Source organism: Tardiphaga robiniae (genome assembly GCF_001618955.1).
Classification (GTDB): domain Bacteria; phylum Pseudomonadota; class Alphaproteobacteria; order Rhizobiales; family Xanthobacteraceae; genus Tardiphaga; species Tardiphaga robiniae_A.
Map to the genome: position 1 here is coordinate 12493 of NZ_LVYV01000023.1, position 21410 is coordinate 33902.

Genomic DNA, 21410 nt, shown 5'->3' on the forward strand with positions numbered 1-21410 from the left:
AAGGCATGATTTTGCCGCCTCTGATACACCGCCGCTGCGCTCTTGGCGAGGCGCGGCAATTTCGCAAAAGCGGGTGATCGCCTCACGCTTTTGACGCATCTCAAGGTGCCATCGCGCCGCAAGCGGCATATAGACTGTACGAACATCATGAGCGAAAAGACCATGAACATCATGACCCCGATCGTCAGTCCAGAAATCGAACAGAACCGCACCTGCGCCAAGGTCTGGTTCGAATCCCTCCGTGACCGCATCTGCGCTGAGATCGAGGCGCTGGAGCGCGAGGCGCCGCAGGCGCTGTTTCCGGGCGTACCGGCCACGTTCACCTACAAGCCCTGGACCCGCGCGACGGGCACCGGTGGCGGCGTCGGCGGCTTCCTCTCGGGCGGTCGCCTGTTCGAGAAGATCGGCATCCACACCTCAAGCGCGAACGGCAAGCTGTCGCCGGAGATGGCGCGGCAACTGCCGGGCGGCGGATCGCAGCTCGATTACGTGTCCAGCAGCATCAGCCTGATCATGCATCCGCGCAGTCCGCGCGTGCCGACCGTGCATATGAACACGCGGTTCCTGTCGACGGCGGTGGGCTGGTTCGGCGGCGGCGCGGATCTGACGCCGATGCTGCCCGAGCAGCGCAAGGTCGACGCGCCGGATACGATCACGTTTCACGACGCGATGCGCGGCGCCTGCGATGCGCATGACCCCGCTTATTACAAGAAGTTCAAGGCCTGGGCCGACGACTACTTCTTTCTGCCGCATCGCGGCGTGGCGCGCGGCGTCGGCGGCATCTTCTACGATCAGCTCAACACGGGTGATTTCGAGAAGGACTTTGCCTTCACACGTGATGTCGGCTCGGCCTTCCTCGATGTCTATCCGCGCATCGTGCGGGCGCGGATGCAGGAAGCCTGGACCGAGGAAGAGCGTGCGCAGCAGCTCGAAACGCGCGGCCTCTATGTCGAGTTCAATCTGCTCTACGACAAGGGCACAATGTTCGGCCTGCAGACCGGCGGCAACGTCGAGAACATTCTGAGCTCGATGCCGCCGCTGGTCAGCTGGAAGTAAGGTCGATCAGGCTGCGCTCGGCGCCTGTTCGATCGCACCCTGCACGGCCCAGGACAGATCGGTGTTGAGCTGGAAAGCTACCGAACCTTCGTCGATGATCGCCTGCGGATTCTTGGCGAGCTTGCCGGCCTCGTCGAGCGCGTTGCGATAGTCCGACTTGAGCACCGCCAGATCGGCATAGGCCGGGAAGTCGTAGAACGACAATTCCTCCGGCGCGAGGCCGGGCTTCTTGGCGAGCAGGCGCTTGAGAATCTGGCCGCCGGAGAGATCGCCGAGATAGCGCGTATAGGCGTGGGCAATCAGCAATTCGCCGTCGCCCTTGGCGGCATCCGCGATCCGCTTGGCATAGGCTTCGCCGGCGGGCAGCATCGGCACAGCCGAGAAGTCGCCATCGCACAGCACATTGAGATCGGCTTGCATGGCCGATGCGCGATCGAGCCGATATCGGGCGAGTGCGGCGAGCACCGGCGTGTCGCGATGGCTCTCGAGCCCAGCTTCCAGCGCCTGATAGGCCGCCAGCAGATTTCGTTGCAGCAGGACATAGCCCTTGCGGCTGACGTCGCCGCGCAACATGTCCTTGATGATGCCGGAGCGCTCAGCTTCGGTGTGAAGCACCTTGGTGCCGAGATAAAGGGCGGTCACGACGCTGACGGGCGCAGTGCTATCTGCCGAGGCAGCAGGCATTGAATTCTCCGATGACTGATAAAGGGATGTGTTGGCGCTCGGGCTGACGACATCATATCACCCTCAGTGGATGCCACAAGGTGAGGCCAGGCCTGTCGCTACAGCGCGCGGCTGCGGGACTTGCGGCGTACCGGCGCAGATTTTCCGGTTTCCGTCGCAGGCAGGAACTGCGCGCCCTGTGCGGCGAGGAATGCGCGCATCGCCTGTGCCGGTGGCAGCAACACCTTGTCCTTGCGGTTGAGCACGAACCATTGCCGGATGATCGGCAGGCCGATCACATCCAGCATCACCAGTCGCCGCTGCTCCAGTTCGGTGGCCACCGTATGAGCGGAGATGAAGGCGATGCCGAGCCCGGCCATCACGGCCTGTTTGATGGTCTCATTGCTGTCCATCTCCATGCCGATCGTGGCACGCAAGCCTGCGCTCTCGAACAGTTGCTCCATCAATCCGCGCGTGCCCGAGCCGGGCTCGCGTGTCAAGAAAGTCTCGCTTGCGAGATCGCTCATGGAGAGGCGCGCCTTGCCCGCGAGGCGATGGTCGCTTCGCGCGATGATCACATGCGGATGATCGCCGATCAGGTTCACATCCATGTCGATCCCGGCCGGCGGTCGACCCATGATCGCGATATCGAGATCGTAGCCGCGCAGACCTGCGATGGTCTCCTCGCGATTGCCGACCGTCAGCAAGATCTCGATCTTGGGATGGAGCTTCGCGAAGGCCGAAATTGCGAAGGGCACGAAGTATTTCGCGGTACTGACGGCGCCGATGGAGATGCGCCCGCCGGTCTTGCCGGCCATCATGTCCAGCGATGTCGCACAGGCCGCCATCGCCGCTTCGATCCGTTCCGACAGCGCCAGCACCTCGCGGCCCGCATCGGTCAGAATCATCCCGTCGCCAGTGCGCTGGATCAGCGGCAGGCCGGCGAGGCCTTGCAGGTTGCGCAGTTGCAGGGTGACAGCCGGCTGTGTCAGGCGCAGCTTCAAAGCTGCCGCCGTAATGCTGCCGCTGGCGGCGACGGCGGCCAGTGCACGCAGCTGGCGGATCGAAATGTCGCGGAAGCGCTTCGTCATATAAGGAAAACTTTCGCCGCCTAATTTTTACGAAAGTTCCTTTATTTGGCCTGGCCGGTCAATATCTGTGGGCAAAATGGGCTATTTCTGTCATTCCCGGGCCTTCCGGACGCGGCCATGTGCCAGAAGGAGCCCAGTATTTTGCGGAGAGTGCGATGACCGACCACATGCCCCTGTCCCGATATACGGCTGACTATGCCGGACAGGATCCGCTGCGGCTGGCCGTGGCTGCTGCGGTCGATGCCTTCGCCAGGGCCTCCATCGAGATCTCCGACCTGATCGGCTGCGGCGCGCTGGCCGGAATTACCGGCGAGGCGCAGGGTGCGCAGAATGCCGACGGCGACGTGCAGAAGGATCTCGATGTCCGCGCCGACGAGATCGTTCGCGCCGCGTTGAAGTCCGTGTCCTGGGCCGCATTGGCCTCCGAGGAAGCCGAGACGGCAGATATCCGCGACGGGGGGCTGCTGGACATTGCCTATGACCCGCTCGACGGATCGTCCAATATCGAAACCAACATGACGGTGGGTACGATCTTCTCGATCATGCCATCAGCGAAGGGTGCGACGCCGTTCATGCAGAAGGGCAGCGCGCAGATCGCTGCCGGCTTCGTCGTCTATGGTCCGCAGACCTCGCTGGTTCTCACGCTCGGCGATGGTGTCGATATCTTCACGCTCGATCGCGCCGCGGGGAGCTACAAGCGAATTCGAACGCGTGTGCAGATCCCGGCCGAGTGTGCGGAATATGCGATCAACGCGTCCAACCATCGTCACTGGGAAGCGCCAGTGCGTGATTTTGTCGAAGAGTGCCTCGCCGGTGTCGATGGCCCGCGCGGCAAGAACTTCAACATGCGCTGGATCGCAGCCCTGGTCGCCGAGGCCTATCGCATCCTGATCCGGGGCGGCGTATTTCTCTATCCGTCCGATGCGCGCAAGGGCTATGCCGATGGCCGGCTGCGTCTCGTTTATGAAGCGCATCCCATGGCCTTCATCGTCGAGCAGGCCGGCGGCGGTGCGACCACGGGCCGTGCTCGCATTCTCGATCTCGTGCCGACGGCGATCCATCAGCGCGTGCCGCTGATTATGGGCTCGATCAGCAAGGTGAAGCGTATCGAGGCCATGCATCTTGATGCCAGCGCGGGACAAGCGCAGGCCGCGGCAGAATAAAGCAAAGCGCAGCCGAACAAAGAATGTGCCTACGACACATCCTGTTTTGACTCATTCAAAACATGACAGGCTTGAGGCCTTCTAAGACCAGCCGGCCCGAAACGGGTTGAGCATGACGTGACCGCGGCCTAGACAATCGCAGGGGTCGCAAAGGATACGCGCATGCTTCCGCAGCAGGTCAAGGTCTCCGATATCACCGACGAGAATTCGGCGCAGACCTATCTCAACCAGGCCATCATGACGACGTTCTGCCGCGTGCTCGATAGTTCGCGTCTGGCGCCCGATGTGGTGATGCGGCTTCTGGCAACGGCGATCGGCTCGACCTATCGCGAAGTTGCTGCTGCCCATCAGGACGGCCAGTGCCCCTGCGGATGGCGCCCGGTCCCGGATGCCGATATCGAGGCCCTGCGAGCGTCGCTCGAAGATGCGGCTGCGCCGAAGATGGCCGATGATCTGCACAGCATGGTGATCGCCGGACGGGCGTAACCGCCGGTCGATCTGCCCTGAAATAAGGCTCCATCTGCGCGAAATGGGCCACTGCGGATCACCGCAGATGGCAATTTTGCGTCTGTTCCGCTCTCCCGATCACGTGATTGGGCCAGCGCGATCGACATATGGCAATTCCTTTAGACCTAAACTACTTTGGCCCGATCCTTGAATGTCGAGGAGATCGCGATCGGTGCAAAGTGACCTCATGACATCCTCATCCGCTGCAGTTCTCGACCACACCCCGGCCAGCTCGACCGTCTGGCGCGAAGTCGCACGCGCGATCGCCGATATCGGCGCCAAGCGCTGCTTCGGCCTGGTCGGCGGCGCAAATTTCAAGGTGACGCTCGGCCTCACCGAGTTCGGCGTCGAATTCGTTGCTGCGCGTCACGAAGGTGGCGCGGTGAGCATGGCCGATGTGGCTGCGCGTCTGACGCGCGACCTGACTATTGTCAGCGTGACGGCGGGGCCAGGTCTCACCAATGCGATCACCGGCATCGGCGAGGCCGCCAAGAGCGACACGCCGCTGCTTGTGCTCGCGGGTGATGTGGTGCTCGGCGACAAGCAGTCGGCGTTTGCGTTTAATCAATCCGAACTCGTTCACGCGGTTGGCGGCGAATGGCGGCAGATCGCCGATGCGCAGAGCGCTTACGCCGACACCTGGAAGGCCGCGTCGTTGGCGCTGCGCGAGCGCAAGCCCGTCGTGCTCAGCCTGCCGATCAATGTGCAGGAAATGCCGGTGACGGCAACGATGGGCAAGAAGCATTTGCCGATCATGCCGCGTATCACGGTCAATCCTGCGAAGCTGGAAGAACTTGTTGCAACGATCCGGACATCGAAACGTCCGCTGATCCTCGCGGGGCATGGTGCGGTCGTGGCCGATGCGCAGCCGTTACTGGTTCAACTGGCCGACAAACTCGGCGCGTTGCTGGCGACGTCGTTGCAGGCGCATGGGATGTTTTCCGGTCATCCATGGAATCTGGGTGTGGCCGGTGGCTTCTCGTCGAAGGCGACGGCCGAGCTGATCGCGCAGAGCGACATGATCCTCGCCTTCGGCATGTCGCTGAACATGTGGACCACGAAGAAGGGCAAGCTGATCTCGGACTATGCCCAGCTCGTGCAGATCGATGTCGAGAAGGGGCGCATCGGCATGCATCGCCCGGTCGATCTCGAACTCGAAGGCGATGCCTCCGCTGTGGCCACTGCCGTGTTGCAGGCGTTTGATAAGACGCCGCCCAGCGAGGCCGGCTGGCGTACGCCAGAGGTTGCCGCGGTGATGACTGCCAGGGGCAACCATAATCTGGCCTATGACGACACCAGCACTGCCGACCACATCGATCCGCGCACGCTGAGCAAGGCGATGGACGATATCCTGCCGAAGGATCGTACTGTCGTGGTCGACGGCGGACATTTCGTCGGTTGGGTGACGCGCTATATTTCCGCGCCCGACCACAAAGGCTGGTGCATTCCCATCGCGTTCCAGTCCATCGGCCTTGGCCTTGCCGGTGCGATCGGTGCCGCAGTGACGCAGCCCGAGCGGCTGACTGTGCTGGCGGTCGGCGACGGCGGCTTCCTGATGTCGATCGCGGAACTTGAAACCGCCGTCCGGCTGAAGAAGCGTATCTGCATCTTCATCTATAACGACAGCGCCTATAGTGCCGAGGTGCATCACTTCGGGCCGGAAGGCTACGATGCCGGCATGGCGCAATTTCCGGTGACTGATTTTGCCGCCATCGCGCGCGGATATGGCGCCGATGGCGTTGTCGTGCGGACGCTCGCCGATCTCGATGCCGTGAAGAATTGGGTCGCTGATGGTGCGCAGGGCGTCTTCATCGTGGACGGCCGGATCAATCCAAAGCTGATCGCGGATTGGTATAGCGAGATGTTCAGCGGAGCGAACTTGTAGTTGGCCTTCTAACCTCTCCCCGCAAGCGGGGAGAGGTTATGCTGCGGTTTGGTTCATTGCCTCAATATTCCCCAACCACTCTTTCGCAATGGTCAGGTCCGCCTGCGACAGCTGATGGCCAACCGGCAGCGTACGATGTTGTACATCGCCGCCTGCCTTCGTCAGCATTACAGCCAGCCGCTGCGAATTGCTCGGCGGGATGATCGGATCAGACTGGCCCGACACGATCAGCACCGGCTTGCCGGCGAGATCTGCCACCGGCGCGTCACGCAGCGGCACCATCGCCCGCAACAATATGCCACCGGCCAGCGCTTCGGGACGCAACAGCATCATTGCCGCGGCGATATTGGCGCCGTTGGAATAGCCGAGCGCGATCGGTGCTTTGAGCCCGTAGCGCTTGCGGGCTTCGGTGACGAAGTCCCCGAGCTCGTTGGCGCGACGCCGTACGTCGTCCTCATCGAACACGCCCTCGGCAAGCCGGCGAAAGAAGCGCGGCATGCCGTGTTCCAGCACCTGACCGCGCGGCGACAGCAGTGCCGCACCCGGCGCAATCGCCTCGCCGAGTGGCAGCAGATCGCTTTCATCGCCGCCGGTGCCATGCAGCAGCAGGAGCGGCGTTGCCTCGCGCCGGTTGCCCGGCACGAAGCGATGGATGTGGGACAGGTCGTTGCTCATGACGCCACCTTCTCCGTGTCGAGCGATGGCAGCACGCGCTCGATCTCGCCGCGATGCTTTTCGAGAAACGCGGGCAGTTTCAGATGCTCGCCGAGGGATTCGACGGGCTCGTCCACGGCGAAGCCGGGGATGTCGGTGGCGATCTCGAACAGCACGCCGCCGGGTTCCCGGAAATAGACCGAACGGAAGTAGTTGCGGTCCTTCTGCTCTGTCGGCTGCTGGCCGTGAGTCTTCACCAGCTTGTTGGCCATCACCTGCTGATCGGCATCATCGATGGCGCGGAAGGCGACGTGATGCACCGAACCGCGGCCCTGACGACCCGGCAGGAAACCACCGGCTTCGTAGATGTCGACGATGCCGCCTTCCACGCTGTCGGCACTCAGACGAATGATCGAAGCTTCACGCGCCGTCTCCTTGAAGCCGAACACGTCGGTCAGGATCGCGCTGGTCTTCTCGGCCTTCTCCAGCAGAAGCGTCACGCCATGGAAACCGCGGATCGCGTGCTCTGCCGGAACGTCGCCATTGCTCCAGCCGGGCTCGTTCTCCGCGCCTTTGATACCGACCAGCGCGAGGCTCATGCCGTCCGGATCGGTGAACGGCAGCACCGCTTCGCCGAAGCGCTTTTCGAGCGCCTCATGCGCGATGCCCTTCTCGATGAAGCGATGCGTCCAGTAGCCGAGCGAACGGGCGGGGACCCGGAACGAGGTCTGCTGGGTCTGGCCCACGCCGCGGCGGCCGGGGGCCGCATGCTCCCACGGGAAGAAGGTCAGGATGGTGCCCGGCTTGCCGGTCTCGTCGCCGTAATAGAAGTGATAGGTGCCCGGATCGTCGAAATTGACGGTCTTCTTGACGAAGCGCATGCCCAGCGCGTGGGTGTAAAAGTCGAAGTTCCGCAAGGCGTTACCGGCGATTGCGGTCACATGGTGGATGCCTGACATGGTCTGTCTCCTGGTTAGGAAGCGTCTCGTCTTCCGTTGCCGGGATAATTGGGTCATCCCCGTTCAAAGACAATCTGGCCATTTGTGACATAACTGTCTATGTTTTGGGGACAGTCAGGAATGCCCATGGACAAGCTCAACAGCCTGCGCGCCTTCGTCAAAGTCGTCGAACTCGGCAGCTTCTCCGAAGCAGGGCGGCAGCTGCGGCTGTCGCGCTCGGCAATCTCGAAATATGTCGGCGAGCTCGAACAGGATCTCGGCGTTCAATTGCTCAATCGCACCACGCGTCATGCCAGCGCGACCGAGAATGGCCAGGCCTATTTCGAGCGCGCGCTGACCATCCTCGCCGATCTCGATGCCGCCGATCAGGCGGTGGCGCAGGCGCAATCGACACCGCGCGGATTGCTGCGCGTCAATGCGCCGATGTCGTTCGGCACGCTGCAGCTCGGGCCTGCCATTGCCGATTTCATGGCGCAGTGTCCGGAGCTGCAGATCCAGCTTGTGCTGTCGGACGATCAGGTCGATCCGATGCAGGGCGGTTTCGACGTGACGCTTCGCATCGCCGATCTGGAGTCATCGAGCCTGATCGCGCGAAAGATCGTCGCCATCGATCGCGCGATTTGCGCATCGCCGGACTATCTCAAGCAACATGGCACACCTAAGCTGCCGGAGGATCTGCGCAGTCACGCGCTGCTCACCTACGGCTTCCTGCTCACGGGCAATCAGTGGAAGCTGACCGGCAAGGATGGTGACGATCACTGGATCCAGCCGAGCTGGACGCTTTGCGTCAATAATGCGGAAGTGCTGCGCGATGCCGCGATCAAGGGCAGGGGCGTCGCGCTGCTGCCGACCTTCATTGCCGGCGATGCGCTGCGTGCGGGATCGCTGCGCAGCGTGCTCAACGCCTACAAGGCGCCGCCGCTGACGCTCTATGCGATCTATCCGCCGACCCGGCATCTTGCCGTGAAGGTGCGGCTGTTCATCGACTTTCTGGTGGCGCGGTTTGCTGGCGTGCCGGAGTGGGACAGGAAGCTCTAGCGCCAGATCGCGCGCATCCGCGAATTGATGTCCATGCGGACGCCCTGCGCCGCTGTACGCGCTGGATCGGCGGCGGGTGCTTGCGGCCAGGTCGTGCGTTCGAACAGGCCGAGCAGCGCTTCGGGAATAAAGCGGGTGCGTGACGCATAGACATGGCGGTCGCCTTGCGCATGCTGGCCATGGGTGAAGAAGCGCTGCGGCACCATCAGATGCAGATCATCCTTGGCGCGCGTCATCGCCACATAGAGCAGCCGACGTTCTTCCTCGATCTCCGCGGATGTCCCGGTGCCCAGGTCCGACGGCATGCAGCCATCGACCACATTCAGCACATAGACCGATTTCCATTCCTGTCCCTTGGCGGAATGGATGGTCGAGAGGATCAGATAATCCTCGTCGAGCAGCGGCACACCGGACTGATCGCTGGTCGCGTCCGGCGGATCGAGCGTGAGTTCGGTGAGAAAACGCTCGCGCGACGGATAGCCAGACGCGATCGCCTCGAGCTGGATCAGATCGGCGCGGCGCGTCAGCGAATCCTCATGAATGCGATCGAGATGCGGCTCATACCAGCGTCGCGCCAGTTCCAGCTCGGCGGGCCAGCCGGCGTGGCTCGATTTGATTTGACTGATGACCTCGACAAAGCTCCGCCAGTCCGTAGCTGCGCGCGGTGGCGCCGGGGCATGGGTGAGGGCATCGATCGGGTCGGGCGCTGCGATCATGTGATCCAGCGCGCGCTGTGCGGACGCGGGGCCGACGCCAGGCAGCAATTGCATCAGCCGGAAACCGGCAACGCGGTCGCGCGGGTTCTCAACGAAACGCAGCAGCGCCAGCATGTCCTTGACATGCGCGGCATCGAGAAATTTCAGGCCGCCGAATTTGACGAATGGAATGTTCCGCCGCGTCAGCTCCACTTCGAGTGATCCGCTGTGCGACGACGTCCGGAACAGCACGGCCTGTTCCTTCAGCTTCATGCCGCCTTCGCGATTGTCGAGCACGCGCGCGACGATGGCGCGGGCCTGATCGGTCTCGTCCCGGATGGTGACGAGCTGCGGCTTGGCGGAGGAGACGCGATCGGTCCAGAGATTCTTCGTAAAGCGTTCACGCGCGAGATCGATCACGCCATTGGCTGCTGCGAGGATCGGCTGCGTTGAGCGATAGTTGCGATCGAGCGTGATGATCTGTGCCGGCGGGCTGAACTGCCTGGGAAAGTCGAGAATGTTGCGCACGGTGGCAGCGCGAAACGAATAGATCGACTGTGCGTCGTCGCCGACCACGGTAAGCCCATGGCCATGCGGCTTCAGAGCCGTCAGGATCGCCGATTGCAGCCGGTTGGTGTCCTGATATTCGTCGACCAGCACGTGATCGAAGCGACCGCCGATGTCATCGGCGAGCAGTGGCTCGCTCGCCATCTGCGCCCAGTACAGAAGCAGGTCGTCGTAGTCGAGCACGTTCTGCCTCTGCTTGGCCTCGACATAGCCGGCAAACAGGTCGCGCAGTTCCGCTGACCATGCCGCGCACCATGGATAAGAGGCGCCGAGCACCTGATCGAGTTCGGTCTCGGAATTGACGCATCGGGAATAGATCGCGTGGCATGTGCCCTTGGTCGGGAAACGTGTCTCGGTCCTGGAGAAGCCAAGCTCGTGCCGGACCAGGTTCATTAGGTCGGCGGAATCCTCACGATCGTGAATGGTGAAAGCGGGATCGAGTCCGATTTGTTCGGCATAGTCGCGCAGCAGCCGCGCGCCGATGCCGTGAAAGGTGCCGGCCCAAGCCAGTGCGTCGGTCATCACGCTGGCATTGTCACCCATCACCTTGCGGGCGATCCGCTCGACACGACGGCTCATCTCGCTGGCAGCACGCCGCGAGAAGGTCATCAGCAGGATGCGGCGCGGATCGGCGCCATTGACGATCAGATGTGCGACGCGATGGGCAAGGGTGTTGGTCTTGCCGGAACCGGCGCCGGCGATGACCAGTAGCGGAGCGGATGTGGTGCTGTTCCCAAGCGGGAACACGCCGTGCTCCACGGCGCGGCGCTGTTCCGGATTCAAGGCGTCGAGATAGGAGGCTTGGGCGAGCACGGGATGTGTGTATCCGAGGTGAGGAATCACGCTCGCTGATTCCCGCTTTGTTCGCAATGGAAGAGCGGCGCGCCGAAGCGCGCCGCTGGAAGAATTACGCCGCCCGCACTTCGCGCAGGAACACATCGACCTGCGTGCGCAGGTCTTCGCCGTTGCGCGACAGGTCGCCGGCCGATTCCACTACGCGCGATGCGGCCAGGCCGGTCTCGCGGGCGGCATCGTTGACGCCAGCAATGTTCTGCGAGACCTCACCGGTGCCGCGGGCGGCTTCGGCGACGTTGCGGGCGATTTCGAGCGTGGCTGCGCCCTGTTCCTCGACCGCGGCGGCGATGGCGCTTGCGATCTCGCTGACGCGGCCGATGGTCGAGGTGATGTTCTGGATCGAATCCACCGAGAGCTTGGTGGCGCCCTGGATCGCGCTGACCTGGGCCGAGATTTCGTCTGTTGCCTTCGACGTCTGGGTGGCCAGCGCCTTCACTTCAGAGGCGACCACCGCGAAGCCGCGGCCGGCTTCACCCGCGCGGGCTGCTTCGATGGTGGCATTGAGCGCGAGCAGATTGGTTTGTGCCGCGATCTCGCTGATCAGCTTGACGACGTCGCCGATCTTCTGCGCGGCCTCCGCAAGGCTCTGCACTTCATTGTTGGTGACGTTGGCCTGTGACACCGCATCGCCGGCGACGCGCGCAGATTCGTTGACCTGCTGAGCGATCTCGCTGATCGAGGCATTGAGCTCTTCGATGGCGGCAGCAACAGCCTGTGCGCTCTGCGTGGCTTCTTCGGAGGCTGCCGCGACAGCTGCGGTCTGCCGGGTGGATTCTTCGGCGGTGGCGGCCATCGATTGCGCGGTGTTGCGCAATTCGCCGGCAGCCGAGCCGACGGCGGTGACCACGGTACCGACGCCGCTCTCGAAACGCGAGGCGAGCGCGTTCATGGTGTCGCGGCGATCGTGTTGGGCGCGCTCGCGCTGCTCTTCCTGAGTGGCGCGCAGCTGTTCGGTTTCAATCAGGCCGGTCTTGAAGATCTCGACAGCGCCGGCCATCGAGCCGATCTCGTCCTTGCGGCCTGCACCCGGCACGGCAATCGTGTGGTTGCCGCCGGCGATCGTGCGCATGGCGGTCTCGAGCGAACGGATGGGCTTTGCCATGGAGCGGCCCATCCAGGTGGCGATGGTGCCCGCGAGCAGCAGTACGCAGGCCGAAATGATGCCGAGCCAGTTGAGCGACGAGCGCATCAGGCTTTGATATCCGCTGGTGTCGCGGGTGATCTCGAACACGGCGATGTTATCGCCGGAAAAGCTCTTGATCGCGCCGAAGGTGGTGGCGACAGGCTTGTTGTCGAGCTCGCCATACTGGGTCACGATCTCGCCGGCCAGCGCGCGACGCAGCGTCTCGACGCTTGGCGCAGTGGCTTTCAACGTGGAAGCCAGCGTTTTACCGGCCTGGCCGTCGATCTGGTGGATGCCGACATCGACACCGAAGCGCGACTTCATGGTTTCGACGAAGGTTTTGCCGAACGGTGCGCCGACATCCACGGTGCCGAGAATGGTGTCACCGTCCATCGCTGGAGCCACGCCGAAGACGTTGAGTGCATCACGGCCGGGCTCGATGCCGCCGACCGCCTTCTTGCTGGTCATCGCTTGCACCACCATCTTGCGGCGCTCGGAGACGTTGTCTCCGAAGGTGCCGGGATTATGAATACGAGCGAAGCTGATGGCTGGCGGTGTTTGAATCGTAATCAGTTCGAGGCCGCGCGGCTTGATGCGCTGATGAACTTCCTTCAGATGCGCGAGCGCATTGGCGCGATCCTGCGTCTTGATGGCGTCCTTGATGGGCTGCGATGAAGCGATCGACTCGGCAACCGCAAGGAGCGTGCGCGTTTCGGCATTCAGCGCTGCCGTCAGATTGGCGTAGTCGTCACGGGCTTCGCGTGTAAGGGCGGTGTCGATGATCGCCTGTTGCTGCCACATGCTGAACGCCGCGAGCGCGCCACACGATCCGGCAGCAACGAGCGTGATGGCGACAATCATACGTGCTGAAATAGAATTGAGTGCTTGCATCGATATGCCCCTTGGACCGCGGCAAGCAATTTTGCTGCGGCACTGAAATTCCGCGTAAAAATAGGGAATCCGAGTGAAGGAGCTCTTAATTACCTCTGATATGTAGGTATCCCGGTATCATGATCCCATTATGCCGCAGCAGATTTGGCTTTAGGCGATGCCCGCATCGGTCGATCGAATGTGCAACGATACTAGTGGAGCCGAGACGAGCCATTCCCCGGCGCAAGGCACCGGTCCACGTGCGAGAGAAGAACCGCTGATTTGAGGGGCTTTTGGAGGCGGCAGACGGCGCCGAGCTTGGTGGACATCGCGAGAAGATCGGGCGCAGACACGCCTGCCGGTGAGGCCGCGTGACCTGACATGACGATGATCGGGATCTCCGGGCGGCACTGATGCGCCAGCTTCATCGTCTCCAGCCCGTCCATCCCCGGCATGAGGATATCGATGATGAGTAGATCAAAATCCGTATTGCAGAAGACGTGGCGCGCGCGCGGGCCGTCACTCGCGCAGGTGACGCGGTGGCCTTCGCGCTCAAGCATCAATTTGGTGAAGATCTGAACGACCTTGTCATCGTCGACGATCAGGATGCTTGCCATCTGCCGGTCCCCCGGATGCCGTCGCGCCAGTGCGGAGCATGGTTGTCTGGTTACGCACGCATCGCTACATGCCACGTTGCAAATGTGGCTTCTCGTTCAACGCTGCATCGAGCAGCGACCTGTGGACCTGAATATGTCCGTCATAGCTGACGAAGCCGAGCTTGCGAAACTTGTTCATGAAGAAGCTGACGCGCGACCGCGTGGTGCCGATCATCTCCGCCAGCATTTCCTGACTGATGTCGATATCGATGGGATGGCTGACACCTCCCTCGCCATAGTGAGCGAGGATCAGCAACAGGCGCGCGAGGCGCTTCTCGCTTGAATTGAACAATTGATCGATCAGATCTTCTTCGATCCGGTTGTTGCGCGACAGAAGATAGGCGACGAAGAACCCTGCGAAAGCCGGCTCGTCGCGCAGATGGGTGAGCATCACCGACTTGTTGATGGTAACGATCGTGCAGTCTTCCATCGCTGTCGTTGTGACGGTGCGCAGTGGATGACCATTCAGGCAACCCTCACCGAGGAATTGTCCGGGTTCGAGCAGGCCAACGACGGCTTCCTTGCCTTGTTCGGACAGGACCGTGAGCTTGATACGTCCGTTCAGGATGTAGCAAACAGAATCTGCCGTCTCACCCTGACAGAAAATGTTCTGGTTCTTCTTGTAGTCGGTCGTAACCTTTCCGATGCCGGGACAGGTCAGAAAATACGGTGCATCGAACTCGGCTGGAGCAGGGACCTTCAAGGCAGCTCGCCGTGTCATCACGAATCTCCGGACATCGATCTTTGTCAGATTAGTGTAAATCTATTCAGGGTTGTATTGTTCCCGTCCCGTCTGGCTAAATTGCTGACTTATGAGATCAGAAGCGCACATGCGCGCGTGCAGGGATCGATGGGGCCATCAATCGCAATGCACACATGGATACCACCAAGCGCGTGAGGCGGCGTAGTTACGTCGTCGGATTCACCGCCCTGAAACAACTTCCATCCATGTTGCTACGCAACTTAACACGCAGATCGTCTGGTCATGATCACCACACACGCTGCTCTCGAATTGCGAGGGTTAACGAAACGTTTCGATCGGCCTGCCGTCGATGGACTCGATCTCACGGTGCGTGCTGGCGAGTTCTATGCGCTGCTGGGTGCCAACGGGGCCGGCAAGACGACGACATTGCGCATGGTCGCGGGATTGCTGCGTCCCGATGCAGGATCGGTGTCCATACTTGGTATCGACGCGCTCGCCGATCCCGTTGCGGCAAAGCAGATCATGGCCTGGGTCTCCGACGAGCCGATGATCTATGACAAGCTGACGCCGCTCGAATATCTCGAATTCGTTGCCGGTCTATGGGGCTGCGATGCTGAAACGGCAGAGCGCACGTCGCATGGGCTGTTGGCATCGCTAGGTCTTGGTCCACATCTGCATGAGCGATGCGAAGGCTTCTCCAAGGGTATGCGCCAGAAGGTGGCGCTGGCAGGCGCGCTGGTGCATGAGCCCCGGCTGATCATTCTCGACGAACCTTTGACCGGGCTCGATGCCGTATCGGCGCGTCACGTCAAGGGCCTGCTGCAGGATCGGGTGCGCTCCGGCTGCACGGTGATCATGACCACGCATATTCTCGAAGTTGCCGAGCGCATGGCCGACCGGATCGGCGTGATCGCCGCAGGCAGGCTGATCGCCGAAGGTACGCTTGCCGAATTGCGCCAGCAGAACGGACAGGGCGACACCAGCCTCGAAGACATGTTCGTGGCACTGGTGGACGGCGCACCGGTCGCCGCATGACGCCATCCGCCAGCGTGATGTGGTTTGCCGGCCATGAAGTCAGGCTAGCATGGCGAGAGATGCTGGGCATGCTCACGGCGGGCCGTCGCTGGCGTCCGCGCAGCGTTTCGCTTCTGCTGATTGTCTTCGTGATCTTCCTGCATTTGCCGGCCTATGCGGTGGTGGGCCGTTTCGCAGATGTGCAGACGCCGCTCGATCAATCGACGGCGATTGTCATCACTGCAAGTATCTTCCTCGCCTGGGCGCTCGTTCTGTCGCAGGCGATCGAGTCCGTCACCCGCGTGTTCTACGCGCGCGCCGATCTCGATCTCATCATGTCGTCGCCGGCGCCGCCCACCAACCTGTTCTCCGTCCGCATCGCGGCTATCGCATTGACGGTGACCCTGATGGCGATGCTGCTGGCGACGCCTTTCGTCAATGTGCTGGTGATCGGCGGCGGTGCGCGCTGGTTCTCTGCCTATGCCGTCGTCATCGCGATCGGCCTTTCCGCATCGGCGTGCGCCATCGCCATCACCGTCGGACTGTTTCAGCTCTGCGGTCCTGCGAAGACACGACTGGTCGCGCAGATTATTTCAGCTGTGACGGGCGCAGGCTTTGTCATCGCATTGCAGGTCGCGGCGATTCTCTCTTACGGCACGCTGTCGCGTTTCGCCGTGCTGACCTCCGATGCCGCAGCCGCCTTCGCGCCGGCAGCGGATAGCGTGGTGTGGTGGCCCGCGCGCGCGATGCTCGGCGATGTCGCGGCACTGGTGTCACTGCTGGCAGCCGGGTTGATTCTGCTGGGAAGCGCCATGGCGATCTTCTCGCCGCGATTCAGCAACTACGTGGCCAGTGCCGCACCATTGGCGCAAGTTCGACGCAAGAAAGTCGCAAGACCGTTCCGACCGGGATCTCGACGTAAGGCCTTACGGCGCAAGGAGTTTATCCTGTTGTGGCGCGATCCGTGGCTGGTCTCGCAAACCCTGATGCAGCTGCTGTATCTGTTACCGCCAGCCCTGATGCTGTGGCGCAGTTTCGGCGAGGGGGCAGGCGCGTTCATCGTGCTGGCGCCGGTCATTGTGATGGCCGCCGGTCAGCTCGCCGGCGGCCTGGCCTGGCTGACGATCTCCGGCGAGGACGCCGCGGATCTGGTCACGACCGCGCCGCTGCCCGCAAATGCGATCATCACGGCCAAGGTCGAAGTCGTGCTGGTGATCATCGCTGCCGTGTTCACGCCGATGATCGCGGGTCTTGCGCTCGTCTCGCTGCGGCTGGCTGCGGTGACCGCATTGGCAACAGTCGTGGCGGCAGTATCAGCAACAGCCATCCAGCTCTGGTTCCGGGTGCAGGCACGGCGCAGTCAGTTCCGGCGACGTCAGACGTCATCGCGCATCGCGACCTTCGCCGAAGCCTTCTCGTCGATCGGCTGGGCTGCGACCGCGGCACTGGCACTGGTGTTGCCAATTGCCTCTGTAATCTCGGGCGCCTTGACGGCAGGCTTGATGGCGCTGACGTGGAAGATCAGTCCGGTCAGGACCTGAAACGACAAAGCCACCCTCGGACACGGCTGGCTTCGCAACTACCAACTGTCTCGAAACGACGATCAGGCCACCATCGACATCGGTGCGACGGCCGGGGTGGCTTCGCTAAAAACCTCGTCGGTGACCACCGTAAAACGCACCAGCGGCGTCGGGCCGAAATTGGTGGAGATCGCGACATCCGCGGCATCGCGGCCGCGGGCCATCACGATGCGCCCGATGCGCGGATGATTGTGACGCGCATCGAATGTGTACCACTTGTTTCCGAGATAGACTTCGAACCAGGCGCTGAAATCCATCGGTGCGGGATCGGTGGGCACGCCGATATCACCGAGATAGCCGGTGCAATAGCGTGCCGGAATGTTCATGCAGCGGCACAGCGTGACGGCGAGATGCGCGAAGTCGCGGCAGACGCCGATACGCTCTTCATGGCCTTCGAAGGCCGTGCGATCGTTGCGGGCATGGTGATAGCCGAACTCGATGCGCTGATGCGCGTAATCGACAATGGCCTGGACGCGTGCCGCGCCGTCTTCGATATGGCCGAACAGCGACCAGGCCAGATCGGACAGTTTCTGGGTGTCGCAATAGCGGCTGCCCAAGAGGAAGGTCATTACATCATCGGGGAGTTCGCTCACCGGCTGCAATAGCCCGGACGGGGGAGCCGCATCCGGCAGCCCGCTATCTGAAATCAGAAAGTCATTCTTGATCTCGATCAATCCCGGCGGCGCGACGATCCGCGTGCAGGTATTGCCGAACATGTCGAGATAGTCGTGCGCCTGCACGTCGTGGGAAAACTGGATGCGGTGCGGGCTCTGCAAATCCTTCGCGCGCGAAGGATGGATGCTGAGCATCAGGATCATGGGTGTTTCCTGCAAACACTGAAAAGCGATGTCATAGCCCGCGCGAATCTGCACTTTTAGGTCTCCACTAGCTCGGCAATTCAGGAATTTATCGTTGCCAGACAAGTGTAGTCACCGGACATCGTTCCGAGGTTCAGTGACAGGAATATGCAGAAAATGTGGGCAGCGAGGCCGCACCAGCCCCGCTGCGCCATAAGCTATTTCTTCAGGGACAACAGCAGCAGCGAGCGGGCAGTCACCTGATACATATGGCCGAACGGGAAATCCTCGCCACCCTTCGTATCGGGAATGTTGGTATCCACCAGAAGTTCCCAGGCCTGTCCGCCAAACGCCTCGGGCATCGTGAAATCGACCAGTCCTTCGAAGCCGTTCAGGATCATCAGCATGGTCTGATCCTCCGCCGGCTTGTGAATGCCGGTCTTCTGCGCACGGCCGTCCAGCAGCATGCCGAAGCATTTCATGTTGCCGTCTTTCCAATGTGCGTCTTCCATCGGGCCGCCATTGGCGTTGATCCATGTCACGTCGCGAACATCGAGGTCGGGGTCGTGCTCGCCGGTCAGGAAGCGGCTGCGACGCAGGACCGAGCAGCCGCCGAGCAGTTTGATGAGCCGCTTGGTGAAAGCGAGCAGGTCCTTGCCCTCGGTCGTCAGGCTCCAGTCGAACCAGGAAATCTCGCTGTCCTGGCAATAGGCGTTGTTGTTGCCGTTCTGCGTGCGGCCGAATTCGTCGCCGCCGAGCAGCATCGGCGTGCCCTGCGAGAACAGCAGCGTCGCCAGCATATTGCGCTTCTGCCGCTCGCGCAGGGCGACGATGGCCTTGTCGTCAGTAGGGCCCTCGATGCCGCAATTCCATGCGGCGTTGTTGGAGGAGCCGTCTTTGTTGTTCTCGCCGTTGGCCTCATTGTGTTTCTCGTTGTAGCTCGCCCAGTCGTTTAGCGTGAAGCCATCGTGGGCGGTGACGAAATTGATGCTGGCCCAGGCGCGGCGGCCCTGATGGTTGAACATGTCGCCGGATGCGACGAGCCGCGGCGCCAAGGCCGAGACCGGGGCTTTGCCGCGCCAGAAGTTACGCGCGGTATCGCGGAACTTGTCGTTCCATTCCGCCCAGCCGGGCGGAAAGCCGCCGACCTGATAGCCGCCGGGGCCGATGTCCCAGGGTTCGGCGATCAGCTTCACTGTCGTCAGCAGCGGATCCTGATCGACGGCTTTCAGGAAACCGCTCTGTTCGGTGAAGCCGTAGATCTCGCGTGCGAGAATGGTGCCGAGATCGAAACGGAAGCCGTCGATATGCATCTCCCGCACCCAGTAGCGCAGACTGTCCGCCACCATCTGGATGACGCGGGCATTGGACAGGTTGACTGTGTTTCCGGTGCCGGTGTCGTTGATGTAATAGCGCGGCTTGTCCGGCATCAGCCGGTAATAGCTGGCATTGTCGATGCCCTTGAAGGACAGGGTCGGGCCGAGTTCGTTGCCTTCGGCCGTGTGGTTATAGACCACGTCGAGGATCACCTCGAGCCCGCCGGCATGGAGCCGCGCCACCATCTCCTTGAACTCGCGCAGCGAGTTCGGCACGTCCGATGCGTAGCGCGGATCGGGTGCGAAAAAGCCGATGGAATTGTAGCCCCAGTAATTCACCAGCTTCTTGTTCAGCAGATAGTCGTCATTGATGAAAGTATGGATCGGAAGCAGCTCGACCGAGGTGATGCCGAGCCCGCAGAGATAATCCACCACCGGCTTGCTGCCGAAACCGGCATAGGTGCCGCGCAGTTTTTCCGGCACGTCGGGATGCAGCTTGGTGAAGCCCTTGACGTGGGTCTCGTAGATGATGGTCTGGTCCCACGGCACGGGCTGCCGACCGGCTTCACCGGCCCAGTCGAAATCGGGATCGACGATCACGCATTTCGGCATGAAGGGCGCCGAGTCGCGTTCGTCGAAGGTGGTGTCGTCGCCGGTTTCCATCTTGTAGCCGAACACGGCCGGATTCCACTCGAGCTGACCGGCATGGGCGCGGGCATAGGGATCGAGCAGCAGCTTGTTCGGGTTGAAGCGATGTCCCTTCTCGGGCTCATACGGGCCGTGGACGCGGTAGCCATAGAAAGTGCCGGGGCCGACGTCGGGGAGATAGCCGTGAAACACCTCGTCGGTATATTCCGGCAGCTCGATTCGTGTTTCCTTGTCACCGTCGAACAGGCAGACCTCAACCTTGGTGGCATTGGCCGAGAACAAAGCGAAGTTGGTGCCCTTTCCGTCCCAATGCGCGCCAAAGGGATAGGGAAGACCTTCTTCGACCACTCTGTTCGTCACGATTGCCCCACTGTCTGGTGATGAAATGCGCGGTATAACTGCGCCGCCGCATTTCCGTTGCAATGCAATCAGGTGGTTTCGGAATATATCTTGGCCTGCGAAGGTCGCCAGCCCGGAGTTCTGCCGAATGACTGACGTCTCCCATCACAAACGCATTGCATTGCTGGGCGCACCAGTCGAAGTCGGGGCCTCGCAGCGCGGGACCTTGATGGGGCCGGCAGCGATGCGGACGGCTGGCCTCGGGCCACTCTTGGAAGATCTTGGCTTTGTGGTGGAAGACCACGGCGATCTCACGCCGCCGGCTGTGCCTCTATCGACCGATACGCCGCCGGAGAATGCCAGGCATTACCGCGTGATCCAGAACTGGATTCAGGCGCTGAGTGCGCGGGCCTATACGCTGGCACAATCAGGGGCACTGCCGATCTTCATGGGCGGCGACCACAGCCTGTCCATGGGATCGGTCAACGGTGTCGCGCGCCACTGGCATGAACAGGGGCGCGAATTGTTCGTGCTGTGGCTCGATGCGCATGCCGATTACAACACGCCGCATACGACCATCACCGGCAACATGCATGGCATGTCCGCGGCCTTTCTGTGCGGCGAGTCTGGTCTCGACGGCCTGCTCGGTGCGGAGCCTCGGGCCTCGATCAAGCCTGACAATCTCGATCTGTTCGGCATCCGCTCCATCGACAAGCTCGAGAAAGAGCTGGTGCACGCGCGCAAGGTGGCCATTGCAGACATGCGGCAGATCGACGAGTTCGGTGTCGGCGTTCTGATCCGCCGTGTCATCGAGCGGGTCAAGGCGCGCAATGGCGTGTTGCATGTGTCCTTCGATGTGGACTTCCTCGATCCTGCGGCAGCGCCCGGCGTTGGCACCATGGTGCCCGGCGGCGCGACTTATCGCGAGGCGCATCTGATCATGGAGCTGCTGCACGATTCCGGCCTGATGTGCTCGCTGGATGTGGTCGAGCTCAATCCTTTTCTGGATGAGCGTGGACGGACGGCGCGGGTGATGGTCGAACTGGTCGGCAGCCTGTTCGGGCAGCAGATCACCGATCGGCCGACGCCCAGTAACGCAATTATACCGCCGGCCGGTGCATAAGAGCGGCGACCCACCCTCGGGATTCCGGGTTCGGCCCCGTCGCCCGCGGCAACGGTCCCGCCCCGGAATGACGAGGGTGGGGGACGTCCACGCTCGATTGGTTCCCCA

General features: G+C 62.0%; 18 protein-coding genes. 8 read left to right on the top strand and 10 right to left on the bottom strand.

The features are described from left to right. Positions 1–147: 147 nt before the first annotated feature. Entirely contained in the window at positions 148–1056 is a 909-nt protein-coding gene (gene hemF / locus A4A58_RS17660; protein ID WP_081421969.1) for an oxygen-dependent coproporphyrinogen oxidase, read from the top strand. A gap of 6 nt (positions 1057–1062) precedes the next feature. On the opposite strand, the gene A4A58_RS17665 is transcribed toward hemF, so the two are convergent. Both A4A58_RS17665 and A4A58_RS17670 read right to left on the bottom strand, forming a co-directional pair. Further along, positions 1063–1740 carry a heme oxygenase (biliverdin-producing) gene (locus tag A4A58_RS17665; protein WP_068734453.1) on the bottom strand — a complete coding sequence of 226 codons (678 nt, stop codon included), beginning with the start codon at positions 1738–1740 and terminating at the stop codon, positions 1063–1065. Between the two features lie 98 nt (positions 1741–1838). Next, the gene (locus A4A58_RS17670; protein WP_068734456.1) at positions 1839–2810 is read right to left on the bottom strand and encodes a LysR family transcriptional regulator; all 972 of its coding nucleotides are present in this window, start codon (positions 2808–2810) and stop codon (positions 1839–1841) included. 155 nt (positions 2811–2965) lie between these two features. Between A4A58_RS17670 and A4A58_RS17675 the strand changes: the two genes are divergently transcribed. The 3 genes from A4A58_RS17675 (at position 2966) to A4A58_RS17685 (ending at position 6365) form a co-directional block, all read left to right on the top strand. Then, a complete protein-coding gene (locus tag A4A58_RS17675) occupies positions 2966–3973 on the top strand; it encodes a class 1 fructose-bisphosphatase (protein ID WP_068734458.1) in 1008 nt (335 codons plus the stop codon). 162 nt (positions 3974–4135) lie between these two features. Next, a complete protein-coding gene (locus A4A58_RS17680; RefSeq protein ID WP_068734459.1) occupies positions 4136–4459 on the top strand; it encodes a hypothetical protein in 324 nt (107 codons plus the stop codon). 208 nt (positions 4460–4667) lie between these two features. After that, a complete protein-coding gene (locus tag A4A58_RS17685; RefSeq protein WP_068734460.1) occupies positions 4668–6365 on the top strand; it encodes a thiamine pyrophosphate-binding protein in 1698 nt (565 codons plus the stop codon). 36 nt (positions 6366–6401) lie between these two features. Here A4A58_RS17685 and A4A58_RS17690 read toward each other — a convergent pair whose 3' ends face one another. Beyond that, the gene (locus A4A58_RS17690; RefSeq protein WP_068734461.1) at positions 6402–7040 is read right to left on the bottom strand and encodes an alpha/beta hydrolase; all 639 of its coding nucleotides are present in this window, start codon (positions 7038–7040) and stop codon (positions 6402–6404) included. Further along, entirely contained in the window at positions 7037–7978 is a 942-nt protein-coding gene (locus A4A58_RS17695) for a ring-cleaving dioxygenase (protein WP_068734463.1), read from the bottom strand. Before A4A58_RS17695 ends, A4A58_RS17690 begins: the two co-directional genes overlap by 4 nt. A 126-nt stretch (positions 7979–8104) precedes the next feature. On the opposite strand from A4A58_RS17695, the gene A4A58_RS17700 reads away from it, so the two are divergent. Further along, a complete protein-coding gene (locus A4A58_RS17700) occupies positions 8105–9016 on the top strand; it encodes a LysR family transcriptional regulator (protein ID WP_068734468.1) in 912 nt (303 codons plus the stop codon). Here A4A58_RS17700 and A4A58_RS17705 read toward each other — a convergent pair. From A4A58_RS17705 to A4A58_RS17720, 4 genes are all read right to left on the bottom strand, one after another. Further along, positions 9013–11091, bottom strand: coding sequence for an ATP-dependent helicase (locus A4A58_RS17705; protein ID WP_068734470.1), 2079 nt, complete (start codon positions 11089–11091; stop codon positions 9013–9015). The two genes, A4A58_RS17700 and A4A58_RS17705, sit on opposite strands and share 4 nt — an antisense overlap. Positions 11092–11185: 94 nt before the next feature. Continuing rightward, positions 11186–13147, bottom strand: coding sequence for a methyl-accepting chemotaxis protein (locus A4A58_RS17710; RefSeq protein ID WP_068734472.1), 1962 nt, complete (start codon positions 13145–13147; stop codon positions 11186–11188). A gap of 191 nt (positions 13148–13338) precedes the next feature. Further along, positions 13339–13743, bottom strand: a complete 405-nt coding sequence (locus A4A58_RS17715; protein ID WP_068734474.1) for a response regulator — start codon at positions 13741–13743, stop codon at positions 13339–13341. A 64-nt stretch (positions 13744–13807) separates the two neighbouring features. After that, entirely contained in the window at positions 13808–14503 is a 696-nt protein-coding gene (locus A4A58_RS17720; protein WP_068734475.1) for a Crp/Fnr family transcriptional regulator, read from the bottom strand. Positions 14504–14767: 264 nt separating this feature from the next. Here A4A58_RS17720 and A4A58_RS17725 point away from each other — a divergent pair, with 264 nt between their 5' ends. Next, the gene (locus tag A4A58_RS17725; protein WP_068734477.1) at positions 14768–15520 is read left to right on the top strand and encodes an ABC transporter ATP-binding protein; all 753 of its coding nucleotides are present in this window, start codon (positions 14768–14770) and stop codon (positions 15518–15520) included. Further along, complete coding sequence (locus A4A58_RS17730; RefSeq protein WP_068734481.1) at positions 15517–17040, top strand: permease; 1524 nt, start codon at positions 15517–15519, stop codon at positions 17038–17040. The genes A4A58_RS17725 and A4A58_RS17730 overlap by 4 nt, the downstream gene beginning before the upstream one ends. Positions 17041–17102: 62 nt before the next feature. On the opposite strand, the gene A4A58_RS17735 is transcribed toward A4A58_RS17730, so the two are convergent. Both A4A58_RS17735 and glgX read right to left on the bottom strand, forming a co-directional pair. Next, on the bottom strand, positions 17103–17951 hold the full coding sequence (locus A4A58_RS17735) for a transglutaminase-like domain-containing protein (protein ID WP_068734483.1): 849 nt from the start codon (positions 17949–17951) through the stop codon (positions 17103–17105). A gap of 143 nt (positions 17952–18094) precedes the next feature. Further along, entirely contained in the window at positions 18095–20200 is a 2106-nt protein-coding gene (gene glgX / locus A4A58_RS17740; protein WP_081421931.1) for a glycogen debranching protein GlgX, read from the bottom strand. Positions 20201–20327: 127 nt separating this feature from the next. Between glgX and rocF the strand changes: the two genes are divergently transcribed. Then, positions 20328–21302, top strand: coding sequence for an arginase (gene rocF, locus A4A58_RS17745; RefSeq protein WP_068734485.1), 975 nt, complete (start codon positions 20328–20330; stop codon positions 21300–21302). Positions 21303–21410 lie beyond the last annotated feature (108 nt).

Bases quoted from the DNA above. Each gene is read 5' to 3' on its own strand.
- hemF (WP_081421969.1), top strand. From the start codon at position 148: ATGAGCGAAAAGACCATGAACATCATGACCCCGATCGTCAGTCCAGAA.
- A4A58_RS17665 (WP_068734453.1), bottom strand. From the start codon at position 1,740: ATGCCTGCTGCCTCGGCAGATAGCACTGCGCCCGTCAGCGTCGTGACC.
- A4A58_RS17670 (WP_068734456.1), bottom strand. From the start codon at position 2,810: ATGACGAAGCGCTTCCGCGACATTTCGATCCGCCAGCTGCGTGCACTG.
- A4A58_RS17675 (WP_068734458.1), top strand. From the start codon at position 2,966: ATGACCGACCACATGCCCCTGTCCCGATATACGGCTGACTATGCCGGA.
- A4A58_RS17680 (WP_068734459.1), top strand. From the start codon at position 4,136: ATGCTTCCGCAGCAGGTCAAGGTCTCCGATATCACCGACGAGAATTCG.
- A4A58_RS17685 (WP_068734460.1), top strand. From the start codon at position 4,668: ATGACATCCTCATCCGCTGCAGTTCTCGACCACACCCCGGCCAGCTCG.
- A4A58_RS17690 (WP_068734461.1), bottom strand. From the start codon at position 7,040: ATGAGCAACGACCTGTCCCACATCCATCGCTTCGTGCCGGGCAACCGG.
- A4A58_RS17695 (WP_068734463.1), bottom strand. From the start codon at position 7,978: ATGTCAGGCATCCACCATGTGACCGCAATCGCCGGTAACGCCTTGCGG.
- A4A58_RS17700 (WP_068734468.1), top strand. From the start codon at position 8,105: ATGGACAAGCTCAACAGCCTGCGCGCCTTCGTCAAAGTCGTCGAACTC.
- A4A58_RS17710 (WP_068734472.1), bottom strand. From the start codon at position 13,147: ATGCAAGCACTCAATTCTATTTCAGCACGTATGATTGTCGCCATCACG.
- A4A58_RS17715 (WP_068734474.1), bottom strand. From the start codon at position 13,743: ATGGCAAGCATCCTGATCGTCGACGATGACAAGGTCGTTCAGATCTTC.
- A4A58_RS17720 (WP_068734475.1), bottom strand. From the start codon at position 14,503: ATGACACGGCGAGCTGCCTTGAAGGTCCCTGCTCCAGCCGAGTTCGAT.
- A4A58_RS17725 (WP_068734477.1), top strand. From the start codon at position 14,768: ATGATCACCACACACGCTGCTCTCGAATTGCGAGGGTTAACGAAACGT.
- A4A58_RS17730 (WP_068734481.1), top strand. From the start codon at position 15,517: ATGACGCCATCCGCCAGCGTGATGTGGTTTGCCGGCCATGAAGTCAGG.
- rocF (WP_068734485.1), top strand. From the start codon at position 20,328: ATGACTGACGTCTCCCATCACAAACGCATTGCATTGCTGGGCGCACCA.